The sequence below is a fragment of the Ochrobactrum sp. AP1BH01-1 genome (assembly GCF_018066705.1).
Classification (GTDB): Bacteria; Pseudomonadota; Alphaproteobacteria; order Rhizobiales; family Rhizobiaceae; genus Brucella.
This window is the reverse complement of record NZ_JAGPOU010000002.1, coordinates 665,241-685,558: the sequence shown is the minus strand read 5'-3', so window position 1 is coordinate 685,558 and position 20,318 is coordinate 665,241. Positions and strand designations below refer to the sequence as shown.

Genomic DNA, 20,318 nt, shown 5'->3' with positions numbered 1-20,318 from the left:
TCAGGTCGCGCGAATTATTATCTTGATCAAACGGGGTACGGTTGGGGTAGCAAACTTTTGTGAACCCATGCGTATTTCCTGTCGCAATTTTAGCTATATCTATCCATATAGACGCAAGAATTGCGAAATCGGGCCGTGTTGAAACTCCTTTTGGACGGCCTGCACCCATTTTATTCAGCAGATTGGAACTGTCTTGAGCGCTTATCAAAAGACAATTGGTCGTGCGGTCACGCTTTCAGGCGTCGGCGTTCATGGCGGAGCTCCTGCTTCGGCAACATTTTTCCCGGCTGATGCCGATACCGGCATCGTATTCCAGCGTTCCGACCTGAAGGGCAAGGCGCCGGAAGTACGCGCTCATGTTTCGCAGATCGGTGCGACGGACCTCTGCACGTCGCTCGGGCCGAAAGATGCGAAGATCGACACTGTGGAGCATCTGATGGCGGCAATCGCCGCTCTCGGCATTGACAACCTTGTCGTGGAAGTCGACGGCCCGGAAGTTCCCATTCTCGATGGTACGTCGGCGCTTTTTATCGAGGCTTTCGATGAGGCCGGTATCATCACGCAGGAGGCAAAGCGCCGCTTTATCCGTATTCTGAAAACGGTGCGCGTCGAAGCTGGTGGCTCCTGGGGTGAATTCCGTCCCTTTGCCGGCACGCGATTTGAGGTCGAGATCGACTTCGAGTGCCCACTGATCGGTCGGCAGAAGTTTGCGGACGATGTGGACGAAGCGACCTTCCGCAAGGAGCTTTCCACCGCGCGCACTTTCGGTTTCATGAAGGACGTGGAGCGTCTATGGGCGTCTGGCCATGCGCTTGGTTCCTCTCTCGACAATTCGCTTGTCATCGGTGACGACAATTCTGTCATCAATCCGGGCGGTCTGCGTTTCAAGGACGAATTCGTCCGTCACAAGACGCTCGATGCGGTTGGCGATCTGGCGTTGGCAGGTCTGCCGTTCATCGGTTGTTTCCGCTCCTATCGCAGTGGCCACAGGCTGAACGCGGAAACGGTGAAGGCGTTGCTGTCGGACAAGTCGGCATTCGATATTGTCGAGGCGTCCGGTGTCCGCAAGAATTCCAGGTCATCGGATTTCGTTGCCGTGAAGCCAAACATCGCGGCCCCGTGGGCGCTCTAAAAGCTTATCGTGAATCGCGCATCTCGGTTGGAACCCGTTTCAAACTTTTCAGGATGCGCTTTAAAATCGGATGAGAAATAGGTGGGTGTGGACGCATGGCCTTAATTGAGCCGTGTTCGCCAGTTCACCTCGCAATTGAGTCGGTGCGCCGTCCTGCGGTGGATTGATCGGGGAATATCTACCCAAGCGGGTGGTCAATACCGGGGACAATTCACAACGGTTACGCGTTTCGATATGCCGTCCGGCGGATTCGGACCACTAGACGATTGCCGATTTCGCCTGCATGTGGTTTATGGACGGCCAAAACGGCGTCAGCTATGTTCTCGCATTCGCTGAAGCTGAAATGATTTGTATGGATGGAGCAGCCGTGCAGTGATAGAAGCACGCAACTCCAAACAGGGATGACGTTGCCAGAAGGCCGGAGACCGCATGACGAGTTTCAAATTCAAGGGTGTGACGAAAACCGCGCTGCTGACTGGCGCCATCGCCGTTCTTATCCCGCTCGCCGGTTGTGCCAGCAAAAACGACGATATCGATCTCACCAAATATGTCGAGACGATCGATCCTGCCGACAAGCTCTACAATGAAGGTCTCGCCAATCTGGACGCAGGTCGCCTTGATGAGGCCGCGAAGAAATTTGCCGCTGTCGACCGCCAGCATCCTTACACGGAATGGGCGCGCAAGTCGCTTGTGATGGCCGCCTTCACCAACTACCGCAAGGGCAACTACGAAGAAGCGATCTCGATGGCGAAGCGCTACAATACGCTATACCCGACCTCGCCTGAATCGGCTTATGCCTATTACATCATCGGTCTTTCCTACTTCCGCCAGATCCCGGACGTGACCCGCGATCAGGCCGCAAGCCGTCGCGCGATCGCGGCGATGCAGGAAGTGGTCGATCGCTTCCCGGATTCCGAATATACGGATGATGCCAAGGCCAAGATCCGTTTCGCCCGCGACCAGCTTGCAGGCAAGGAAATGCAGGTTGGCCGTTACTATCTGGAACGCAAGGAATATCTGGCCGCTATCAAGCGCTTCCGCGGCGTGGTGGAAGAATATTCCAATACCCGTCAGGTGGAAGAAGCCCTTGCTCGTCTCGTTGAAGCCTATTACGCGCTGGGCCTGACGTCGGAAGCCCAGATGGCCGCTTCGGTTCTGGGCAAGAACTTCCCGGATAGCCAGTGGTACAAGGACAGCTACAAGCTTCTCCAGAGCGGTGGTCTTCAGCCGCGTGAGAATGGCAATTCGTGGCTGGCCAAGGCTTCGGCCCTCATCACCGGCGGCGGCTCATAAGCTGATTCTCACATGCTGTCGCACCTCTCGATCCGTGATATTGTTCTGATTGAAAGGCTCGACATCGAGTTCAGGACCGGCTTGTCCGTGCTTACCGGCGAAACCGGGGCGGGCAAGTCCATCCTGCTCGATTCGCTGTCGCTGGCGCTTGGCGCGCGCGGCGATGCCTCGCTGGTGCGCCATGGCGCGGATCAGGGGCAGGTGACGGCGGTGTTCGACGTGCCGGGCAACCATCCGGCGCGCAATTTTCTGCGTGATAATGGTTTTGACGATGATGGCGACATCATCCTGCGCCGCCTGCAGATGGGTGATGGGCGCACGCGCGTTTTCATCAACGATCAGGCGGCAAGCGTCGCCCTTCTTCGTGATCTCGGGCGCAGGCTGGTGGAAATTCACGGCCAGCACGATGATCGCGCCCTGATTGATACCGATCTTCATCGCACATTGCTGGATGCTTTCGGCGGTCTTGAGCAAGAGGCAGCAGTGGTCCGCGAGCGTCACAAGGCCTGGCGTGACGCGGAAACCGCACTTGCCAAGCATCGCGCCCGTGTCGAGCAGGCCGAGCGCGAAGGCGATTATCTGCGCTCTTCGGTTGAAGAACTGACCAAGCTCGATCCGCAACCCGGCGAGGAAGAAGAACTCGCTGAGCGGCGTGCGATCATGATGAAATCCGAAAAGATCGCTGGCGACGTGAACGAAGCTGGCGAGTTGCTTTCGGGGCAGGGTTCGCCCGTGCCGTCGCTGGCAAGCCTTGTGCGTCGTCTGGAGCGCAAGATTCCGGAAGCGCCGCATCTGCTGGAGCCGGTGTGCAAGGCCATCGACGAAGCGCTCAACAGCTTGGCTCTTGCGCAGGATGGCATTGATCATGCCATGCGTGAAATCGATTTTGATCCCCGCGTGCTGGAACAGGTCGAGGAACGGCTTTTTGCTCTGCGCGCTGCGGCACGCAAATATTCCGTTGCGGTGGAAGGCTTGCCTGCGCTGCGCGATAAGATGGATGCGGACCTTGCCGATCTCGATGCGGGGGCGGAAAAGCTTATCCAGCTTGAGGGCCAGGCGAGCGAAATGCGCGCGGCCTATGATGCGGCGGCGGCTCAGCTTTCCGGTTCGCGCAGGGAAACTGCGGAACATCTGAAGGCTGCGGTGATGGCCGAACTGCCGGCGCTCAAGCTTGAGCGCGCCGAATTCATCGTGGAGATGACAACCGATCCCGAAACCCGCGCGGCGGAAGGCATCGATACGGTGGAGTATTGGGTGCGCACCAATCCGGGCACGCGGGCCGGGCCGATGATGAAGGTCGCTTCTGGTGGCGAGCTTTCGCGCTTCCTGCTGGCGCTGAAAGTGGCGCTTGCCGATCGCGGGTCTGCTCCGACGCTCGTATTCGATGAAATCGATACCGGCGTGGGCGGCGCTGTGGCGGACGCCATTGGCCAGCGCCTTGCAAGGCTTTCCGGGCGCGTGCAGGTGCTTTCGGTTACACATGCACCGCAGGTGGCAGCCCGTGCTTCCACTCATTTCCTGATTGCCAAGTCCGCGACTCATGAAGACCGCATGTCGACATCGATCCGGTCTATCGGCTTGGATGAGCGGCAGGAGGAGATCGCCCGCATGCTGGCCGGTGCGAGCATCACCGATGAAGCGCGCGCCGCAGCGGAACGACTGCTGGCGGAAAATAGCGCGCTGGCCATTTAAAAGCCTGTCAGCAGTCAATGTGCAGTTCGCTGTTTTCGTAGGCGTAGACGTATTTCTTGGTTATGTTGGGCGAAATTGAATCAGCAGGTTTTGCCCCGCCTATGACCGATATTCCCGTCGAAAGACTGACCGAGCATGAAGCCGTTTCCGAATTGGAGCGGCTGTCGCGAGCAATTGCTCACCATGATGAGCTTTATCATGCAAACGACCGACCAGAGATTTCGGATGCCGAGTATGACGCGCTGAAGCGGCGCAATGATGCGATTGAAGCGCGTTTCCCGCATCTGGTTCGGGAAGATAGTCCGTCCTTGCGGGTTGGCACCGCGCCGGTTTCTAAATTCGCACCGATTGTTCATGCGCGTCCGATGCTGTCGCTTGGCAATGCGTTTTCGGATGAAGACGTGCGCGACTTTGTCGGGAGTGTCTATCGCTTCCTTGGGCAATTGCCGGATAATTCCATCGCGTTTACAGCCGAACCGAAGATCGACGGGCTTTCCATGTCGATCCGTTATGAGAATGGTGTTCTGGTCAGCGGCGCGACGCGTGGCGACGGCACGACCGGCGAGAATGTGACGGCGAATATCCGCACCATCGCCGAAATTCCGAACCGGCTTCCGGCGGGAGCGCCTTCCGTCGTGGAAGTGCGCGGCGAGGTCTATATGGCCAAGAGCGACTTCCTTGCGCTCAACGAGCAGATGGCCGCCGAAGGCAAGCAGACCTATGTGAATCCGCGCAACACGGCAGCGGGTTCGCTACGCCAGCTCGATGCAAAGGTAACGGCGAGCCGCAAGCTCAAATTCTTCGCCTATGCTTGGGGGGAAATGTCCGAAATGCCCGCCGACACGCAGATGGGCATGGTCGAGATGTTCCGCGAATGGGGTTTCCCGGTCAATCCGCTGACAAAGCGGCTTCACGGTGCAGACGAACTGCTTGCGCATTATCGCGCCATCGGTCTCGAACGGCCGACGATGGATTATGATATCGACGGTGTCGTGTACAAGGTTGATCGGCTCGATCTGCAGACGCGGCTCGGTTTCCGCTCGCGCAGCCCGCGTTGGGCTATCGCGCACAAGTTTCCGGCAGAACAGGCGCTGACGATCTTGCGAGGCATCGACATTCAGGTCGGGCGCACCGGAGCGTTGACGCCGGTGGCGCGACTGGAGCCGATCACTGTCGGCGGCGTGGTCGTCACCAATGCGACGCTGCATAACGAGGATTACATCAAGGGTATCGGTCAGAAGGGAGAGCGTATTCGCGCGGACGAACATGACATTCGCATCGGCGATACGGTCATCGTGCAGCGCGCAGGCGATGTTATCCCGCAGATTGTCGATGTCGTGCTGGAGAAGCGTCCGGCCGGTGCGGTGCCGTTCCAGTTTCCGCATGAATGCCCCGTCTGCGGCAGCCATGCGGTGCGCGAAGAGGGTGAGGCGGTCTATCGCTGCACCGGCGGGCTGACCTGTGCCGCGCAGGCGGTTGAGCGCATTCGTCATTTCGTATCGCGCAATGCGTTCGACATTGAAGGTCTTGGCGAGAAGCAGGTCGAGTTCTTTTTCCATGCGGAAGATGACAGCCTGAAGATCAAGTCGCCTGCGGATATTTTTACGCTGCAAAGGCGTCAGGCCGAATCGCCTCTCAAGAAGCTTGAGAACATCGAAGGTTTCGGCACGACTTCCGTGAAGAAGCTCTACGATGCGATCAATGACCGGCGCGAGATTGCGCTCAATCGCTTTCTGTTTGGCCTCGGTATCCGTCATGTGGGCGAGGTGAATGCCAAGCGTTTTGCTCGCGCGTACCTGTCTTATGCAGCCTTTGAAAAAGCTGCCCTGGAAGCCGTTCCGCCGAAAGAGGGCGACCGCACCGACAAGGGTAATGAAGCCTGGCAAGACCTGATTGCGGTCGAGGGTATCGGTTCCATCGTTGCCGAAGCGGTCGTGGATTTTTACGCGGAGCCGCATAACCGCGAAGTGCTCGCGGCTCTTCTGGCGGAAGTGACGCCGCTTGATGAGGAGGCGCGTGTCGCCACCGGCTCGCCGGTCGAAGGCAAGACGGTGGTGTTTACCGGCAGTCTGGAACGTATGTCGCGGGATGAGGCGAAGGCCATGGCCGAACGCTATGGGGCAAAGACGGCGGGGTCGGTGTCGAAGAAGACCGATCTTGTGGTGGCAGGACCGGGGGCGGGCTCGAAGCTCGCCAAGGCATCGGAGCTTGGCATCGAAGTCATTGACGAAGATGCCTGGTTCAAGCTGGTCGGAGAAGAATAATGGCCCCGTTCAACGGTTTTGGCGAGAAAGCGATCCCGTTTCTGAAAGCTCTGGATTTTCATCAGAACCGCGAATGGTTTGTCGAGAACAAGGATCTTTTCGAGCAGCAATTGAAGGAGCCGCTTGGCGATCTGGTTGAGGAGTTGACGAGCCGTTTTGAAAAAGCTGGCCTGCCGTTCAAGGGCGACCGGGTTAAATCGCAGTTCCGTATCAAGCGCGACACGCGGTTTTCCAAGGACAAGGCCCCTTATAATCGTCACTTGTCTGCACTGCTGTCGCAATCAGGCACGAAATGGGACGAGAGCGGGTGCTTTTATGTCTGCATTGGCTTGCCGGGTGTTCGCGACAGCTACGCCTGTGTCGCGTGGTGGGGGCCGAAGAAAGAACTGCTTCAGGCCATACGCACTTCTATTGTCGAGAAGCCGGAAGAATTCCGCGCCATGGTTGCGAAACTTAAGAAAAACGGCTTGAAAATCAGCGATTACGACCGGCTGAAACGCACACCACGTGGTTTCGAGGCCGTCACCGACGACGATCTGCTGGAAGCAATTCGCAATCGGCATTTCTCCGTGCGGATGGAAATCGATCCTGAAACGATCACCCGTACCGATCTGGCGGATCGTCTTGTCGATTTCACCGAACGGGCTCGTCCGCTTGTGGACTGGATGCGCAAAATCGAAAAGACCGTTTCGCAACAATCATGATCGTTAATGAATGCATCAGCCAGGCTTATGAGTGATGCGTAAATGCGGCATCCCTATTTATTGGTATGATTTTTTGGGAAATCGTATTCCAACCGGCAGCAGAATTTCATAACTACTCTTCATTCGGAGGAGTGAGTATTCGTGAATCAGACTTTTCGGCCCGGAAGGGCTTCAGCGCGCGCCGATATTATTGACGGTGTCCGGCGCGGACTTCCGCTTGTGGTTGCCGGAGCGCCTTTCGGTCTGCTGTTCGGTGCGCTTGCTGTCGATAACGGATTGTCGCTCGCCGAAGCGGTGTTCATGAGTTCCGTCATCTATGCTGGTGCGAGCCAGATGGTCGGGCTCGACCTTTTCGGCCAGAACATTGCGCCATGGATGATCGTCATGTCGATCTTCGCAGTCAATTTCCGGCACGTGCTCTATTCGGCGACCACGGGTCGGCGCATCCGTCATTTCAAGCTATGGCAAAAGGCACTCGCCTTTTTCGTTCTGGTGGACATCCAGTATGCGGAAGTGGAACAGCGGGCGGAAGCTGGTAAACCCGTCACCTTCGTCTGGTATATGGCGATCGGGCTCACATTCTACCTGACCTGGGTTCTGGAAGCGCTGATCGGCGGGCTTTTCGGCAATCTGATTACCGATCCCTATGCTTTTGGCATCGATTTTCTATTGCCTATCTATTTTCTTGGCATGGTGATGAGCTTCCGCCATCGGGAGAACTGGCTGCCGGTAGTCATCGTCAGCGCGATTTCGGCAGTCGCGGCCTATAAGTTCGTGGGCTCTCCGTGGCATGTTTCTCTGGGTGCGCTGGGCGGCATTGCGCTTGCGGCCATTATCGCCAAGCCACGCGAAGGGGAGGCGTAAATGTCCACAACGATCTGGATCATTCTGGCAGGTGCGCTCTGCACTTATCTGACCCGCATTGGCGGACATCTGGTGCTGTCACGCTTCAGCCGGGTGCATTATCGGGTGGAAGCGGCACTCAATGCCGTACCGGCGGCTGTTCTGACGGCCATTGTCGCCGCGCCCGCTTCGGATCATGGCTGGCGGGAGCTGCTCGTGCTCGCGGTCTGTATCCTGCTTTCGCTGCGGCTCAACCTGATGACAATGTTCTTTGCGGGCGTAGCGCTTTTGATCGCGCTACGCCATTTCACTGTCTGAAGGCATTATCAAAGCGGAGCGGTCGCCGCTTCGAGCCATTTGCGTTCAGCGTCCTTGAGGTGGCCTGACAGTTTCTCACGCACGCGGGCATGGTAGTTGTTCAGCCAGTCGATCTCTTCCTGCGTGAAAAGCGACTTGTCGATCAAGCGTCGGTCGATCGGGCAGAAGGTCAGCGTCTCGAAGCCCATCATCGGAATATCACCGCCTTCCGGCACTTCCGGTTCGGTGACGATGATTAGGTTTTCGATGCGGATGCCGAATGAGCCGGGCTTGTAATAGCCAGGCTCATTGGAAAGAATCATGCCCGGCAGCAATTCCTGCGCGCCCTTCTTGGAAATGCTCTGTGGGCCTTCATGGACCGACAGGTAGGAACCGACGCCATGGCCGGTTCCGTGTGCATAGTCGAAACCATGCTTCCACAGTGCGATGCGGGCCAGAACGTCAATATCCTGTCCGCGCGTGCCTTTCGGGAAGCGGGCGGTCGTAATGGCGATCACGCCTTTCAGTACGAGCGTGAATGCCTTGATCGTCTCAGGCGTTACCTTGCCGATGGGTACGGTGCGGGTGATGTCGGTGGTGCCGTCGCGATATTGTGCGCCGGAATCGACCAGATAGAGTTCGCCGTCTTCAAGCGTTCTGTTGGTATCGGTGTTGACGCGATAATGGATGATCGCCCCGTTCGGGCCTGCGCCGGAAATCGTATCGAAAGAAATATCCTCAAGCGGCATCTGGAAGTCTCGCCCGGCTTCGGCACGCGATTCCTCAAGTTTCTTTGCCGCACTGATTTCATCGATAGTGCCGGGCTTCTGGGCATCGATCCATGAGAGGAAATTGACCATCGCCACGCCGTCGCGCTCATGAGCAGCGCGTGAGCCGTCGAGTTCTGCCTTGTTCTTGATGGCGCGTGGAATGCGGGCCGGGTCCTTGCCTTCGATCACGCCTCCGCCTGAACTGGCGACAATGAGGCGAAGTTTTTCGGCCGCGAGAAGGGGATCGAGAAGGATCGCTTCGCCTTTGGCTGCGCGAGCACTGAGATGCCCTTCCAGATCGGCAGGCGCTGCGAGCTTGGCAAGCTGGGTCAGGTAAGCGCGCGGTTCGATGGCAAGCTTGCGCTCATCAATAAAAAGCTCTGGCTCACCCTGCGCAGGAATGATGGCAAAGCTTAGTGGAAGCGGCGTGTTGGAAACGTCCTTGCCGCGGATGTTGAAGACCCACGCCACCGAGGACGGATCGGTGAGGACAGTCGCGCTGACCCCGCTTGCGGCAACGGCTGCCTGCATATCCCTGATTTTGTCCGCCGCTTCATAGCCTGCGAAACGGGCTGGCTGGATCGTCACTTCCGCCGCCGGCACTTCGGGCTGGTCGTCCCAAATGGCGTCGACAAGATTGATTTCGACCGGAACGAGCTGACCGCCCTGACTTTCGAGCGCTTCGCGCAAAGCGCGGGCTTCCGAAATGGTGTGCAGCCAGGGATCGAAGCCGATAGTCAGGCCTTTGCCGTTTTCCGCCAGCCAGGACGCAGGCGGGTTGGTGACGAGACTTTCATAGGAAAAGACCTTTGGGTCGGTCTGGGCACGGACCTGCAACTCGTAGCGACCATCCACGAAAACATAAGCGCTGTTCTTGAGTATAAGCGCGGCACCGGCTGATCCGGTGAAGCCGGTCAGCCATGCGAGACGTTGCGCATGGGGCGGCACATATTCGCCCTGATGCTCGTCGGCGCGAGGAACCAGAAAGCCGTCAAGGCCGAGTTCGGCCATCTTCGCGCGCAGCTTTGCAACGCGTGGGGCACCGTTGGCCGGATTTGTGGTGACGTCGAAATTCTGAAAAGCCATGAGTTAACTCGCTCAAAACAGGGATACGTCGTGGTTGTAGGAACCTGTTATTTCAGGTGAATCGCCACCCAACCTTCGCGATGCAGCGTCTTCTGATGGGTTAAGCCCTGTGCCTGATAGGCAGCGAGCACTGCATCGTGCTGGCTGTCGAGTATTCCGGAAAGAATGATGGAGCCTCCTGGAGCCAGATGTTCTTTCAGGGAAGGTGCAAGCTCGATAAGCGGATTGGCCAGAATGTTGGCCACGATCAGGTCGAACGGCGAATACGAACGGAATATCGCGTGGCCAAAGCCTTCCGCCGTTGCCGTGATGATATGCTCTGCCACGCCATTCTTGGCAGCATTTTCAGCGGCCACCGTAACGGCAACAGGATCGATATCGGTAGCCAATACCGGAATGGGAGCGAGCTTCGCGATGGCGATGGCGAGAACGGCACTGCCGGTGCCAAGATCGAGCGCATTCGTCGGATGTTCGCTGGTGACGGTTTCCTCGATCAGTTCGAGGCATCCTGCAGTCGTTCCGTGGTGGCCGGTGCCGAAGGCAAGGCCCGCGTCGATTTCGATGGGGATGTCGCCGGCTTCGATCTTGTCGCGGTCGTGCGAACCATGGACGAAGAAACGCCCGGCTCTGACCGGTTTCAGGCCCTCGAGGGAATGCGTGACCCAATCGATGTCCGGCAGTTCTTCGACGGCGAAAAGGCCCGGCCCCACCAGTTCATCGATCCGCCCAGCGACCACTTCGGCATCGTCCTCGACATAGACCGATACCTCAAAAATCTGCCGGTCTTCATCGATCTCGGTGATAGCGATCGGGAAGCCGTCTTCCTCGAAAGCCTGTTCGAGAACATTGTAGACGCGCTCGGCTTCCGCCTTATCCGCCGAAAAGAAAAGTCGTGACTGGGCCATGAAGTAAAAAGCTCTCTATCTTTGATGCATTTCCCATGGAAATGCTCGGGAGCCCTTACTTAGCCGTTTGTCGCGCCTTTGGCCAGATTCTTCAACTTTTCCAGAGCCGTATCCGGGTTTTCCTGATAGGCGATGGTGCTGCGGAAGCGACCGCCCTTGTCGAGCAGGAATACGGATGCGGTATGATCCATCGTATATTCGCCGTCTTCGCCCGGCACCTTCTTGGCATAGACGTGATATGACTTGACCACATCGGCGATATTCTGCGGCGTGCCGGTCACGCCGATGATGCGATCAGAAACATTGCCGACATAGGTTTTCATGACTTCCTGTGTGTCACGTTCCGGGTCGACGGTGATGAAATAGGCCTTGATGGCACTACCTTCAGGTCCAAGCTGCTTCAGCCAGCCGTCCAGTTCATAAAGTGTGGTGGGGCAGACGTCAGGGCAGTGAGTGAAGCCGAAGAAGATGGCCGCTGGCGCGGCGCGCAGGTCGTTCTCGGAGAAAGGCTGTCCGTCCATGGTTACTAGGTTGAGCGGACCGCCGAACGGTTCTTTCGCCGCCTGCTTGTCGCGCAAAAGATTGAGTCCCGCAGCGCCGACAATGACGACGATGAAGGCGATGATGAAGATCGGCAGGAATTTTTTCATGTCCAGTCAGCCTTGAATTTCCGAAATGCGCCTTGTTGCGCTGCTCAACAACCTATCTTTTCTCTATGCATTGCAGAACCGTCGATATAGCCGCATCCTGCTGCCCTGAAGAACTGGCGGCAGTGTACGGTCATTCGTTCAATTTTCAATAATTTCTGAAATTTTTGACTATTTGTCGCGTGGGCGGAATTGATCGGTCGCAGCTTTACAGAACCGGTGCCGTCTCCGTGAGCAAAGTTGAACGACTTATTCGTTCTTTCTTTTTGCACTGGGCAGGTGAGCTGATATATTTCTGTCATAAAACTGCAAACCTTGTGAGAACACTATTGGAAGTCGATTACGTAATCGCCTGGGTCGACGGGCAGGACCCGGCCCATGCAGCCGCCAGAAAAAAATTCGCACCGGAATCCGGGCGTACGCATTTTGAGGCCGTCACCAGTGAACGTTATCTCGATAATGGCGAGATTTATTACAACATCGCTTCCGTCATCAAATTCGCGCCGTTCATCAAGCGTATTTTCATCATCACCGATCATCAGAAGCCGCGTTTTCTTGATGCGTTCGCGCGTGAAGGCAAATGCGACGCGTCTTTTATCCAGATTGTGTCGCATGACGAGATTTTCGACGGCCTGCCTGCGGCCCGTCCTTCGTTCAACGCCCGCGCTATCGAAGGTGCTATGTGGCGGATACCTGGCCTCTCGGAACACTTTATCTATTCCAACGATGATTTCTTCGTGAATGCTCCGCTGACAATTTCCGAGCTTTATGAGAACGACCGTCCTGTTCTGCATGGTGATTGGGTGCGGCCCGAAAACACTCGCTGGAAGTACAAGTTGCGCCGTTTGCTGGGCAGGATAACGCGGTACGAATATACGTTTCCGAAATTCCGTATGGCGCAATGGAAAGGTGCCGTTGCCGCTGGCATGAAGGATCGTTTCATGTCCATCCATCATCATCCGCATCCGTTGCGGCGTAGCACTCTGGCAACTTTTTTCGCGGAACGCCCGGATGTTTTGAACAGGCAGGTCAGTTTCCGTTATCGCGATATCGAACAGTTCAATACGGTTGCTCTCGCCAATCACCTGGAGATTTCACGGCACAAAGCTCCTGTTCGCCCGGCGAGAGAATTGGCCTATCTGGATTTTGTTCAGCCGAAGCGCTGGGCGGAAGAATTGGAGGCGATCAGGTCCGGCTCGGCGCCGTTCGGCTGCGTGCAGGGATTTGAGCGTTTCGATCCTGCGTTTCGCGCCCAAATTCACCAGATGCTGATTGCAAAGTTTGACGATGTTCTACCGAATGTTATCAAGGCTTATCTTTCCAGCAGCGAAGACAGCGCGCAAGACGCGGCATAGGCCGGGTTTGCGAGTCTGGCGGTGTTGCGGGAATGCTTGAGGTGAATTTTCATGACGTCGCCAGATGATCTTCGTTTCCAGAACAGCGAACCCCGCATTCATTCCACAGCCCAGCTGAAATCCGTCAAGCTGGGGCGGTATGCCGATATTGGAGAACGCGTGATTCTGCGTGAAGTCACGGTAGGCGATTTCACCTATTTCGAGCGGAACGGCGAAGGAATCTATGCCGAGATTGGCAAGTTCTGTTCCATTGCCGCGAATGTGCGCATCAATGCGCTAGAACATCCGATGGAGCGTCTGACGACGCATAAGGTCAGCTACCGGCCAAATGAGTATTTTCGTTATCTGGGCGTCGATGGAGAATTCCGGGCAAGGCGTCAGGAGCGGCGCGTGGTCATCGGCAATGATGTATGGATCGGCCACGGCGCGGTCATCACGCCGGGCGTGCAGGTCGGCCATGGTGCTGTGATTGGTGCGAATGCGGTGGTGACGAAGAATGTGCCGCCTTATCACGTGATCGGTGGTGTTCCTGCCCGTTTCATCCGCAAACGTTTCGATAATGCTGTCATAGACCAACTACTGGAACTCGAATGGTGGGACTGGCCGGTGGAAAAACTTTATGAAGCGGTGCCGGACATTCAGACGCTCGAAATCGAGGCATTTCTTGAAAAGTGGAGCGGCTAAATCCGGCCCTTGCAAAGCCGCAATTGTTCACCCACCTTCGCATCACAACAGTTCTGGAGGCTGGAAGATATGGTTGGACTGAAGCGTTTTGCCGGTTTGTTGCTTGCTCCACTGATGGTCGTTGCTGCGTCGGCGGCTCCTGCGGAGGAAGTCGGCAAGGTCGGTGTTGACTGGCTTGGAAACGATATCGTCATCGACGCGGTGCAGGACCCAAAAGTGCAGGGTGTGACCTGTCATCTGGCATCGTTTTCACGTGGCATGATCGATCGGTTGCAAAAGGGCAATTGGTTTGAGGACCCGTCCAATGCTTCCATCTCATGCGAGCAGACGGGGCCGATCACGATCGGTGACATTGATCTGGGCAAGGGCGGAGAGCGGGTTTTCTCCGAACGCACCAGTCTGATCTGGAAGAAACTTGTCATCACGCGCATTTACGACAAGATGAACAATACGCTGCTTTATCTTGCCCACGCGACGCAGGTTCAGGACGGTTCTGCGAAGACCTCGCTTTCAACCGTGCCGCTTTACAAGGGCGATGTTACGTGGACTAAAGGCAAGCCGGAATAAACATTACAGTTGCATTCTTCGTGATGCCGGGCTGCAAAGAGCGATTTGTCTGCGTTCCGGTGCTCACGTACCTTTAAGTACGCTCCGCTCCGGTACTCAAAAATCACTCTTTTCGCCACGGCCTGACGAATTTGCAACCGTAACGCCATCCGGCTTCTTCATTGGCTATAATTCAGATCGGCTGGACGAAACTATCGAGAACACGTTTTTGTCCGGCCTTGTCGAAATCGATGGTCAGCTTGTTGCCATCGATAACCGAAACCGTGCCGTTGCCGAATTTGATATGAAACACGCGGTCGCCAGGTTTGAAGGCCGATGGCTGGTCGGCCACTGATTTGGCTACCAGTTCACCGTCTATTGTGCGTCCCTTCACGGAACCCCGCCCGGCACCGAACCCGGAATCGGTTTCGCCATAGCCGATGCGCTCGACGCGGCTACCGGAGCGTGAGCCCCAGTTGTTCCGTGTGGCTTCCGAGCGGTTTTGCTGCGCACGCTGCCAGCCGGGCGTCGAATAGGAGTTCTGGAACGGATCGGCCTTGTCGAAGCGGGACTGTCCATAGCCACCGCCATAACCGCCGTAATTGCCTTCCAGTTCGGCTACTTCCACATGCGCCTCCGGCAGTTCCTCCAGAAAACGGGAGGGAATGGTCGATTGCCACATGCCGTGGATGCGCCGGTTGGATACGAACCAGATATGCAGGTTCTTCTTGGCGCGCGTCACGCCGACATAGGCGAGGCGGCGTTCTTCCTCAAGGCCGGAACGTCCGCCTTCATCAAGCGCGCGCTGGTGCGGAAACAAGCCTTCTTCCCAGCCCGGAAGGAATACCGTCTCGAATTCAAGGCCTTTGGCCGAATGCAACGTCATAATGTTGACGGCATCCAGGTCCTCGTTCTGCTCGGCATCCATGACAAGGGCGACATGTTCCAGGAAACCACGCAGGCTTTCATACTCCTCCATGGAACGGATGAGTTCCTTGAGGTTTTCAAGCCGTCCGGGGGCTTCGGCAGACTTGTCGTTCTGCCACATGGCTGTGTAGCCGGATTCATCGAGAATGGTTTCGGCCAATTCCGTATGCGGCGTGTTGTCGATCAGGGACTGCCAGCGCAGGAAATTTTCGACCACTTCGCGGAGAGCAGAGCGCGGCTTCGGCTTCAATTCCTCGGTTTCAATGAGATCGCAGGCCGCCGCGAACATGGAAATATCGCGTGCGCGGGCATAGTCATGCACCTGCCGGATGGCGGCTTCGCCCAGACCACGCTTCGGCGTGTTGATGATGCGCTCCAGCGCCAGATCGTCGGCCGGTTGCGCGACCACGCGCAAATAGGCCATCGCGTCGCGGATTTCGAGGCGCTCATAGAAGCGCGGTCCGCCAATGACGCGGTAATTGAGGCCAAGCGTGACGAAACGGTCTTCGAACTCACGCATCTGGAAAGAGGCGCGAACGAGGATCGCCATGTTGTTGAGAAGGTGCCCCTGACGCTGCGCCTGTTCGATGGCTTCACCGACTGCGCGTGCTTCTTCTTCCGAATCCCATGCCGCATGAACTTTTACGCGAGGATCGTCGGGATTGGGCGCTTCGGTAAAAAGCGTTTTGCCAAGGCGACCCTCATTGTGAGCGATCAGGTGGGCGGCTGCACCGAGGATATGTGCCGTGGAGCGGTAATTGCGTTCAAGCTTGATGACGACTGCGCCGGGAAAATCCTTCTCGAAGCGAAGGATATTATCCACTTCCGCGCCGCGCCAGCCATAGATCGACTGGTCGTCGTCGCCGACGCAGCACAAGTTAACTTGTGCTGCATTTTTCTCGGTCACGCCGAGTTCGCTGTGCTCACCGGCTCCCCGGGGGCCTCGCTCGGACGCCCTAGCGGGCTGTATGGGCGCATTTCCGCCCTGGGTGGTATCAGGTGCGGTGTTTCTGGGCCGCGGTCTTTGTGCCAGCAGACGCAGCCAGAGATATTGCGCCGTGTTCGTATCCTGATATTCGTCCACCAGAATATAGCGGAATTTCGCGTGATATTCGCGCAGGATATCGGGATGATTGCGGAAAATGCGGATCGGATGCAGCAGAAGATCGCCGAAATCGCAGGCGTTCAATGTGCGCAGGCGCTCCTGATAGGCCTGATAAAGCTCGCGTCCGCGACCGTTGCCGAATGAGCGTGCATCGCCTTCGGGAATATCGGATGGCCCGAATCCCTTGTTCTTCCAGCCGTCGATCATGTTGGCGAAGGTTCGGGCAGGCCAGCGCTTGTCATCAAGGCCTTCAGCCTGGATGAGCTGCTTGATGAGGCGGATCACGTCATCAGTATCGAGAATCGTGAAATCCGATGTCAGATTTGCGAGCTCCGCATGACGACGCAAAAGCTTGACGCCGATCGAGTGGAACGTGCCAAGCCATGGCATCCCTTCGACTGCACCACCGACCAGATGGCCGATGCGCTCCTTCATTTCGCGTGCGGCCTTGTTGGTGAAGGTCACGGCGAGAATCTGGCTTGGATAGGCAAGACCGGTGGTCAGAATATGCGCGATACGCGTTGTCAGTACGCGCGTCTTGCCCGTGCCCGCCCCCGCAAGCACAAGAACAGGCCCCTCGGTCGTCAGAACAGCCTGGCGCTGTTCCGGATTGAGCCCTTTCAGATAATCGGGCTCGCCGCGCTGCTGATTGCGTGCTGCCATGGCACGTGCGGCAATGCCACCGGGAGCAGGCGTGCGGCCTGCCGGAGCGTCGTCATCGCCGAAAAACGGCATATCGTCGGGAAAATCGGACATTTGACCCGAATGTAATGATTCGTGGCTGAAAGACCAGCGAAAGGGTTAAAATATTCGTTTACTCTAAATGAGTAACACGACGATCCGTGAAATTCAGGCGATGCGAGGCCAGCGCTTCGACAAGCCCGCGCAGTTGGGGTTCGCGTTGCAGAAGATCATCGAGTTCCGTCATCTGGTTCATGGCGATCAGCCGCAAAATGTCGTCGCGGATGGTCCCGTCGGCTCGCCTCGGCAGGTGGGCAACGGGTTGAATCAGTTCGACCTTCTGCCCTTTGAGCCTTGCGCGCAGGCTTTTTTCATCGGCGCTTAACGTTTCCACGAAAGCATAGATGCCGACGCCCTTGGCTGGGAGCGAATAAAGCGCAAGCGCCACGTCGGTCACACGCGGATCGGATTTGAGCGCCGCCTGAATTGCAGGACCCTCATTGTCGATCCGGTCACCAGTGCCTTCACCGTCCGACCAGCTGAAAATGCCACGGGTGATGAAATTGTAGACTTTCTTGCCTGTCGCCAGCCAGATACGCGACGGCAGCGACCGGCGCGCCAGAATGCGTTTTTCCGTCGGCGTCATCCGGTCCTTTGCGAAGGCGCGCTTCTGCTTGAGAAGATGGCGGAAGTCTTCATAAGCCATCAGGCGATAGAGGGCACCGCGACGGCGATGGACGCTTGCAAGCTGGAAATCAATGACCGCTGCCTCACCTTCGGGCGTCATCAGCCAGTTTTGCGGCTTGGCGAGATCGTTGTGGGTGACGCCAAGACGGCGCATGTCACGCAGGATGCGGTGCGCAGTGCGATACCATTTCGGATCGGAAGGGCGCGCAAGGTGCAGCGGCGTTCCCTCTGTCCAGGATCGATAAAGCCCATCCTTGTCAGTGGCGAGGAGTTGCGGGACGCCTTCAATGCCGCGCACCGTCTTGAGGCCGCGGATTTCGCGGCGCGCCAATATCCAGGCCAGCGGTTTCGACCACCAGGGAGCGGCGCTCACCACGCGACGGATGATGCGGGTGTCTGGATCGTTCACGAAATAGCCGGCGTGGGTTTCCGAGAACACGTCGCGCTTGAACACGGCGGTTTCCACAAATTCCGGTATCTGATCGCCTTTCAAAGGCACATCTATATTGGGGTTCTGAACCATAAGGCTCCACTAGTGGATTGCATCCGATCAATCAAGTTTGATGGCTGAGAAGCCTTATTGCAATCACGTGATCGAAGGCGCACAAGGGACGCACAGATTTCGTGCAGTTCATTGGGGAAATGCAGAAAATGGCACAGGGCGAAGACACCAGGCAAACGATTGCGCAGATCATCCGACAGGAACAGGCGCTTATTTTTCCGTCATTTGACGAGAACGGCGCATTTGCACTGGGCGCACGCATTCGCGATATCGCCGTGAAGGAAAAGCTCGGTATTGCCACGGAAATCTCCCTGTGGGACCGGCAGTTATTTTATGCGACGACTGCAGGAAGCACTGTGGACAATCAGGAATGGTTGCGCCGCAAGTTCAATGTCGTGCGCCGCTTTCACGCTTCGACCTATCGTCTTGTTCTGGAGCAGAATCGAGATGATCGCATGTTTGCTCCCCATAAAGCATTGAATGTGGAAGATTACGCCCTCGCAGGCGGTGGATTTCCGATCCGCGTCGCCGGGGCAGGCGTGATCGGCGCCGTTATTGTATCAGGGTTGCCGCAGCGCGACGACCATAATCTCGTGATCCGGGCAGTTGCCGGACACCTTGGACAAGACCCGCTTGCACTGGCTCTGCCTGCCGTTTGAGTATCAGTTTCGGAGAATGAACGATGTCGCTTGAAAATGTTGTCGCGCTGGCACGCAATGAGAACGGTATTGCAGCAGCAGTGGGAATCCTCAAGCAGCGTTTCGGCGAGCGTGCTCAAACCGGTCAGGCTATCCGCGAACAGCACGGCCACACGACGACCTATGTGCCGACGCAAGCGCCAGACATCGTCATCTTTGCGGAGACTGCGCACGAAGTGCAGGATGTTGTCCGCATCTGCGCCGAACATCGTGTGCCGGTTATCGCCTTCGGTGCCGGTTCATCGCTTGAAGGACAGGTTAACGCTCCTGCGGGCGGTGTGTCACTGGATCTCACACGCATGAACAGGGTGATTGCCGTGCATGCGGAAGATCTCGATTGCGTGGTGGAGCCGGGCGTTACGCGCCGGGAACTGAACGAATATCTGCGCGACACGGGGCTGTTCTTTCCGATTGATCCCGGTGCCAATGCAACGCTGGGCGGCATGGCTTCCACCCGCGCCTCCGGCACGAATGCGGTGCGCTACGGGACCATGCGCGAGAATGTTCTGGCATTGAAGGCAGTGATGCCGGATGGCCGCTTGATCGAGACTTCCAAACGGGTGAAGAAAACAGCTGCGGGTTACGATCTCACGAGGCTGCTTGTCGGAGCCGAGGGAACACTTGGCATCATTACCGAACTGACATTGAAACTGCAGGGGATTCCGCAGGCGATCTCCGGCGGCATTTGTCCTTTTCCAGATGTGGACTCGGCGTGCCGCACAGTGATCGAAACCATCCAGATGGGCATTCCCGTTGCGCGTATCGAGCTTGTGAATACGCTTCAGATGCAGGCGCTGATCCTGCATTCCAAGCTGCCTTACGAGGCGCAGCCCTATCTGTTCGTCGAGTTCCACGGCACGGAAAGCGGCGTTGCCGAACAGGCGGAATTGTTTGGAGAGATTGCTGCGGGCAATGGGGGCGGCGATTTCCGATGGACCCACGATGCCGAGGAACGTGACCGGCTGTGGCGCGCACGGCATGACGCCTATCTTGCGTCCTTCCTTCTGAGGCCCGGCTGCAAAGGCGTTTCGACCGATGTCTGCGTGCCGATTTCGCGACTGGCCGATTGCATCGGCGAGACGGAAAAGGACCTTGCCGAAACAGGCCTGATTGCTCCGATTGTCGGGCATGTGGGTGATGGAAATTTCCATCTTCTTCTGCTTCTGGATACGGACGATGAGAGCGAAATGCAGCGTGCCGAAGCTTTCATGGATCGGCTGGCCAAGCGCGCCATTGCCATGGAGGGAACCTGCACTGGCGAACACGGCATCGGGCAGGGCAAGATGAAGTATCTTGCCATGGAGCTGGGTGAAGCGACGGATTATATGCGCGCTATCAAGAAGGCGCTCGATCCCGACAATATCATGAATCCGGGTAAAATCCTGATTTCGTGATTCAAATCAGCCGTTTGGACTGGTTTTCGGAAAGTTTGATTCAGGCAGGCGTGCATATCGGCGTGGCTGCGATGCAATTTGCCTTGTTGTCGCCGGATCGATGCCG

The 20,318-nt window shown here is 57.0% G+C and carries 18 protein-coding genes; 12 read left to right on the top strand and 6 right to left on the bottom strand.

Features of this window, described 5'->3' with window-relative positions:
- The first annotated feature begins 193 nt into the window (after positions 1 to 193).
- The 7 genes from lpxC to J9800_RS08650 all read left to right on the top strand — a co-directional run bounded on the left by lpxC (position 194) and on the right by J9800_RS08650 (position 8,246).
- Positions 194 to 1,132, top strand: a complete 939-nt coding sequence (lpxC, locus tag J9800_RS08680) for a UDP-3-O-acyl-N-acetylglucosamine deacetylase (protein ID WP_112592564.1) — start codon at positions 194 to 196, stop codon at positions 1,130 to 1,132.
- 429 nt (positions 1,133 to 1,561) lie between these two features.
- Positions 1,562 to 2,425, top strand: coding sequence for an outer membrane protein assembly factor BamD (locus tag J9800_RS08675; RefSeq protein ID WP_112592563.1), 864 nt, complete (start codon positions 1,562 to 1,564; stop codon positions 2,423 to 2,425).
- A 12-nt stretch (positions 2,426 to 2,437) separates the two neighbouring features.
- Entirely contained in the window at positions 2,438 to 4,117 is a 1,680-nt protein-coding gene (gene recN, locus J9800_RS08670; RefSeq protein ID WP_114216810.1) for a DNA repair protein RecN, read from the top strand.
- Between the two features lie 101 nt (positions 4,118 to 4,218).
- Positions 4,219 to 6,381, top strand: a complete 2,163-nt coding sequence (gene ligA / locus J9800_RS08665) for an NAD-dependent DNA ligase LigA (protein WP_114216850.1) — start codon at positions 4,219 to 4,221, stop codon at positions 6,379 to 6,381.
- Positions 6,381 to 7,085 carry a DUF2461 domain-containing protein gene (locus J9800_RS08660; protein ID WP_114216809.1) on the top strand — a complete coding sequence of 235 codons (705 nt, stop codon included), beginning with the start codon at positions 6,381 to 6,383 and terminating at the stop codon, positions 7,083 to 7,085. The genes ligA and J9800_RS08660 overlap by 1 nt, the downstream gene beginning before the upstream one ends.
- A 141-nt stretch (positions 7,086 to 7,226) precedes the next feature.
- On the top strand, positions 7,227 to 7,949 hold the full coding sequence (locus J9800_RS08655) for an AzlC family ABC transporter permease (protein WP_114216808.1): 723 nt from the start codon (positions 7,227 to 7,229) through the stop codon (positions 7,947 to 7,949).
- Positions 7,950 to 8,246, top strand: a complete 297-nt coding sequence (locus J9800_RS08650; RefSeq protein WP_114216807.1) for an AzlD family protein — start codon at positions 7,950 to 7,952, stop codon at positions 8,244 to 8,246. It abuts the gene before it with no gap.
- An 8-nt stretch (positions 8,247 to 8,254) separates the two neighbouring features.
- Here J9800_RS08650 and J9800_RS08645 read toward each other — a convergent pair whose 3' ends face one another.
- From J9800_RS08645 to J9800_RS08630, 4 genes are read right to left on the bottom strand one after another with little or no spacing between them, the layout of a single operon-like run.
- A complete protein-coding gene (locus J9800_RS08645) occupies positions 8,255 to 10,081 on the bottom strand; it encodes an aminopeptidase P family protein (RefSeq protein ID WP_114216806.1) in 1,827 nt (608 codons plus the stop codon).
- 47 nt (positions 10,082 to 10,128) lie between these two features.
- Positions 10,129 to 10,986 (bottom strand): 50S ribosomal protein L11 methyltransferase, encoded by an 858-nt coding sequence (locus J9800_RS08640; protein ID WP_114216805.1) that lies wholly within the window; start codon positions 10,984 to 10,986, stop codon positions 10,129 to 10,131.
- A gap of 59 nt (positions 10,987 to 11,045) precedes the next feature.
- Positions 11,046 to 11,636, bottom strand: a complete 591-nt coding sequence (locus J9800_RS08635) for an SCO family protein (RefSeq protein ID WP_114216804.1) — start codon at positions 11,634 to 11,636, stop codon at positions 11,046 to 11,048.
- A gap of 44 nt (positions 11,637 to 11,680) precedes the next feature.
- Positions 11,681 to 11,935 (bottom strand): hypothetical protein, encoded by a 255-nt coding sequence (locus J9800_RS08630; protein WP_162792698.1) that lies wholly within the window; start codon positions 11,933 to 11,935, stop codon positions 11,681 to 11,683.
- A gap of 27 nt (positions 11,936 to 11,962) precedes the next feature.
- On the opposite strand from J9800_RS08630, the gene J9800_RS08625 reads away from it, so the two are divergent.
- The 3 genes from J9800_RS08625 (at position 11,963) to J9800_RS08615 (ending at position 14,239) form a co-directional block, all read left to right on the top strand.
- Positions 11,963 to 12,988: a stealth family protein gene (locus J9800_RS08625; protein WP_114216803.1), complete on the top strand. Its 1,026-nt coding sequence runs from the start codon at positions 11,963 to 11,965 to the stop codon at positions 12,986 to 12,988.
- A gap of 51 nt (positions 12,989 to 13,039) precedes the next feature.
- Positions 13,040 to 13,672, top strand: a complete 633-nt coding sequence (locus tag J9800_RS08620; RefSeq protein WP_114216802.1) for a DapH/DapD/GlmU-related protein — start codon at positions 13,040 to 13,042, stop codon at positions 13,670 to 13,672.
- A gap of 69 nt (positions 13,673 to 13,741) precedes the next feature.
- Positions 13,742 to 14,239 (top strand): CreA family protein, encoded by a 498-nt coding sequence (locus J9800_RS08615; protein WP_114216801.1) that lies wholly within the window; start codon positions 13,742 to 13,744, stop codon positions 14,237 to 14,239.
- Between the two features lie 172 nt (positions 14,240 to 14,411).
- Here the strand turns inward: J9800_RS08615 and J9800_RS08610 are convergent, their stop codons facing one another.
- Positions 14,412 to 17,006: an ATP-dependent helicase gene (locus J9800_RS08610; protein ID WP_114216800.1), complete on the bottom strand. Its 2,595-nt coding sequence runs from the start codon at positions 17,004 to 17,006 to the stop codon at positions 14,412 to 14,414.
- Between the two features lie 58 nt (positions 17,007 to 17,064).
- Positions 17,065 to 18,141 carry a serine/threonine protein kinase gene (locus J9800_RS08605; RefSeq protein ID WP_112592550.1) on the bottom strand — a complete coding sequence of 359 codons (1,077 nt, stop codon included), beginning with the start codon at positions 18,139 to 18,141 and terminating at the stop codon, positions 17,065 to 17,067.
- Positions 18,142 to 18,269: 128 nt separating this feature from the next.
- Between J9800_RS08605 and J9800_RS08600 the strand changes: the two genes are divergently transcribed.
- Both J9800_RS08600 and J9800_RS08595 read left to right on the top strand, forming a co-directional pair.
- The gene (locus J9800_RS08600) at positions 18,270 to 18,779 is read left to right on the top strand and encodes a heme-degrading domain-containing protein (RefSeq protein WP_114216799.1); all 510 of its coding nucleotides are present in this window, start codon (positions 18,270 to 18,272) and stop codon (positions 18,777 to 18,779) included.
- A 23-nt stretch (positions 18,780 to 18,802) separates the two neighbouring features.
- Positions 18,803 to 20,212, top strand: coding sequence for an FAD-binding oxidoreductase (locus tag J9800_RS08595; protein ID WP_114216798.1), 1,410 nt, complete (start codon positions 18,803 to 18,805; stop codon positions 20,210 to 20,212).
- Positions 20,213 to 20,318: the final 106 nt, after the last annotated feature.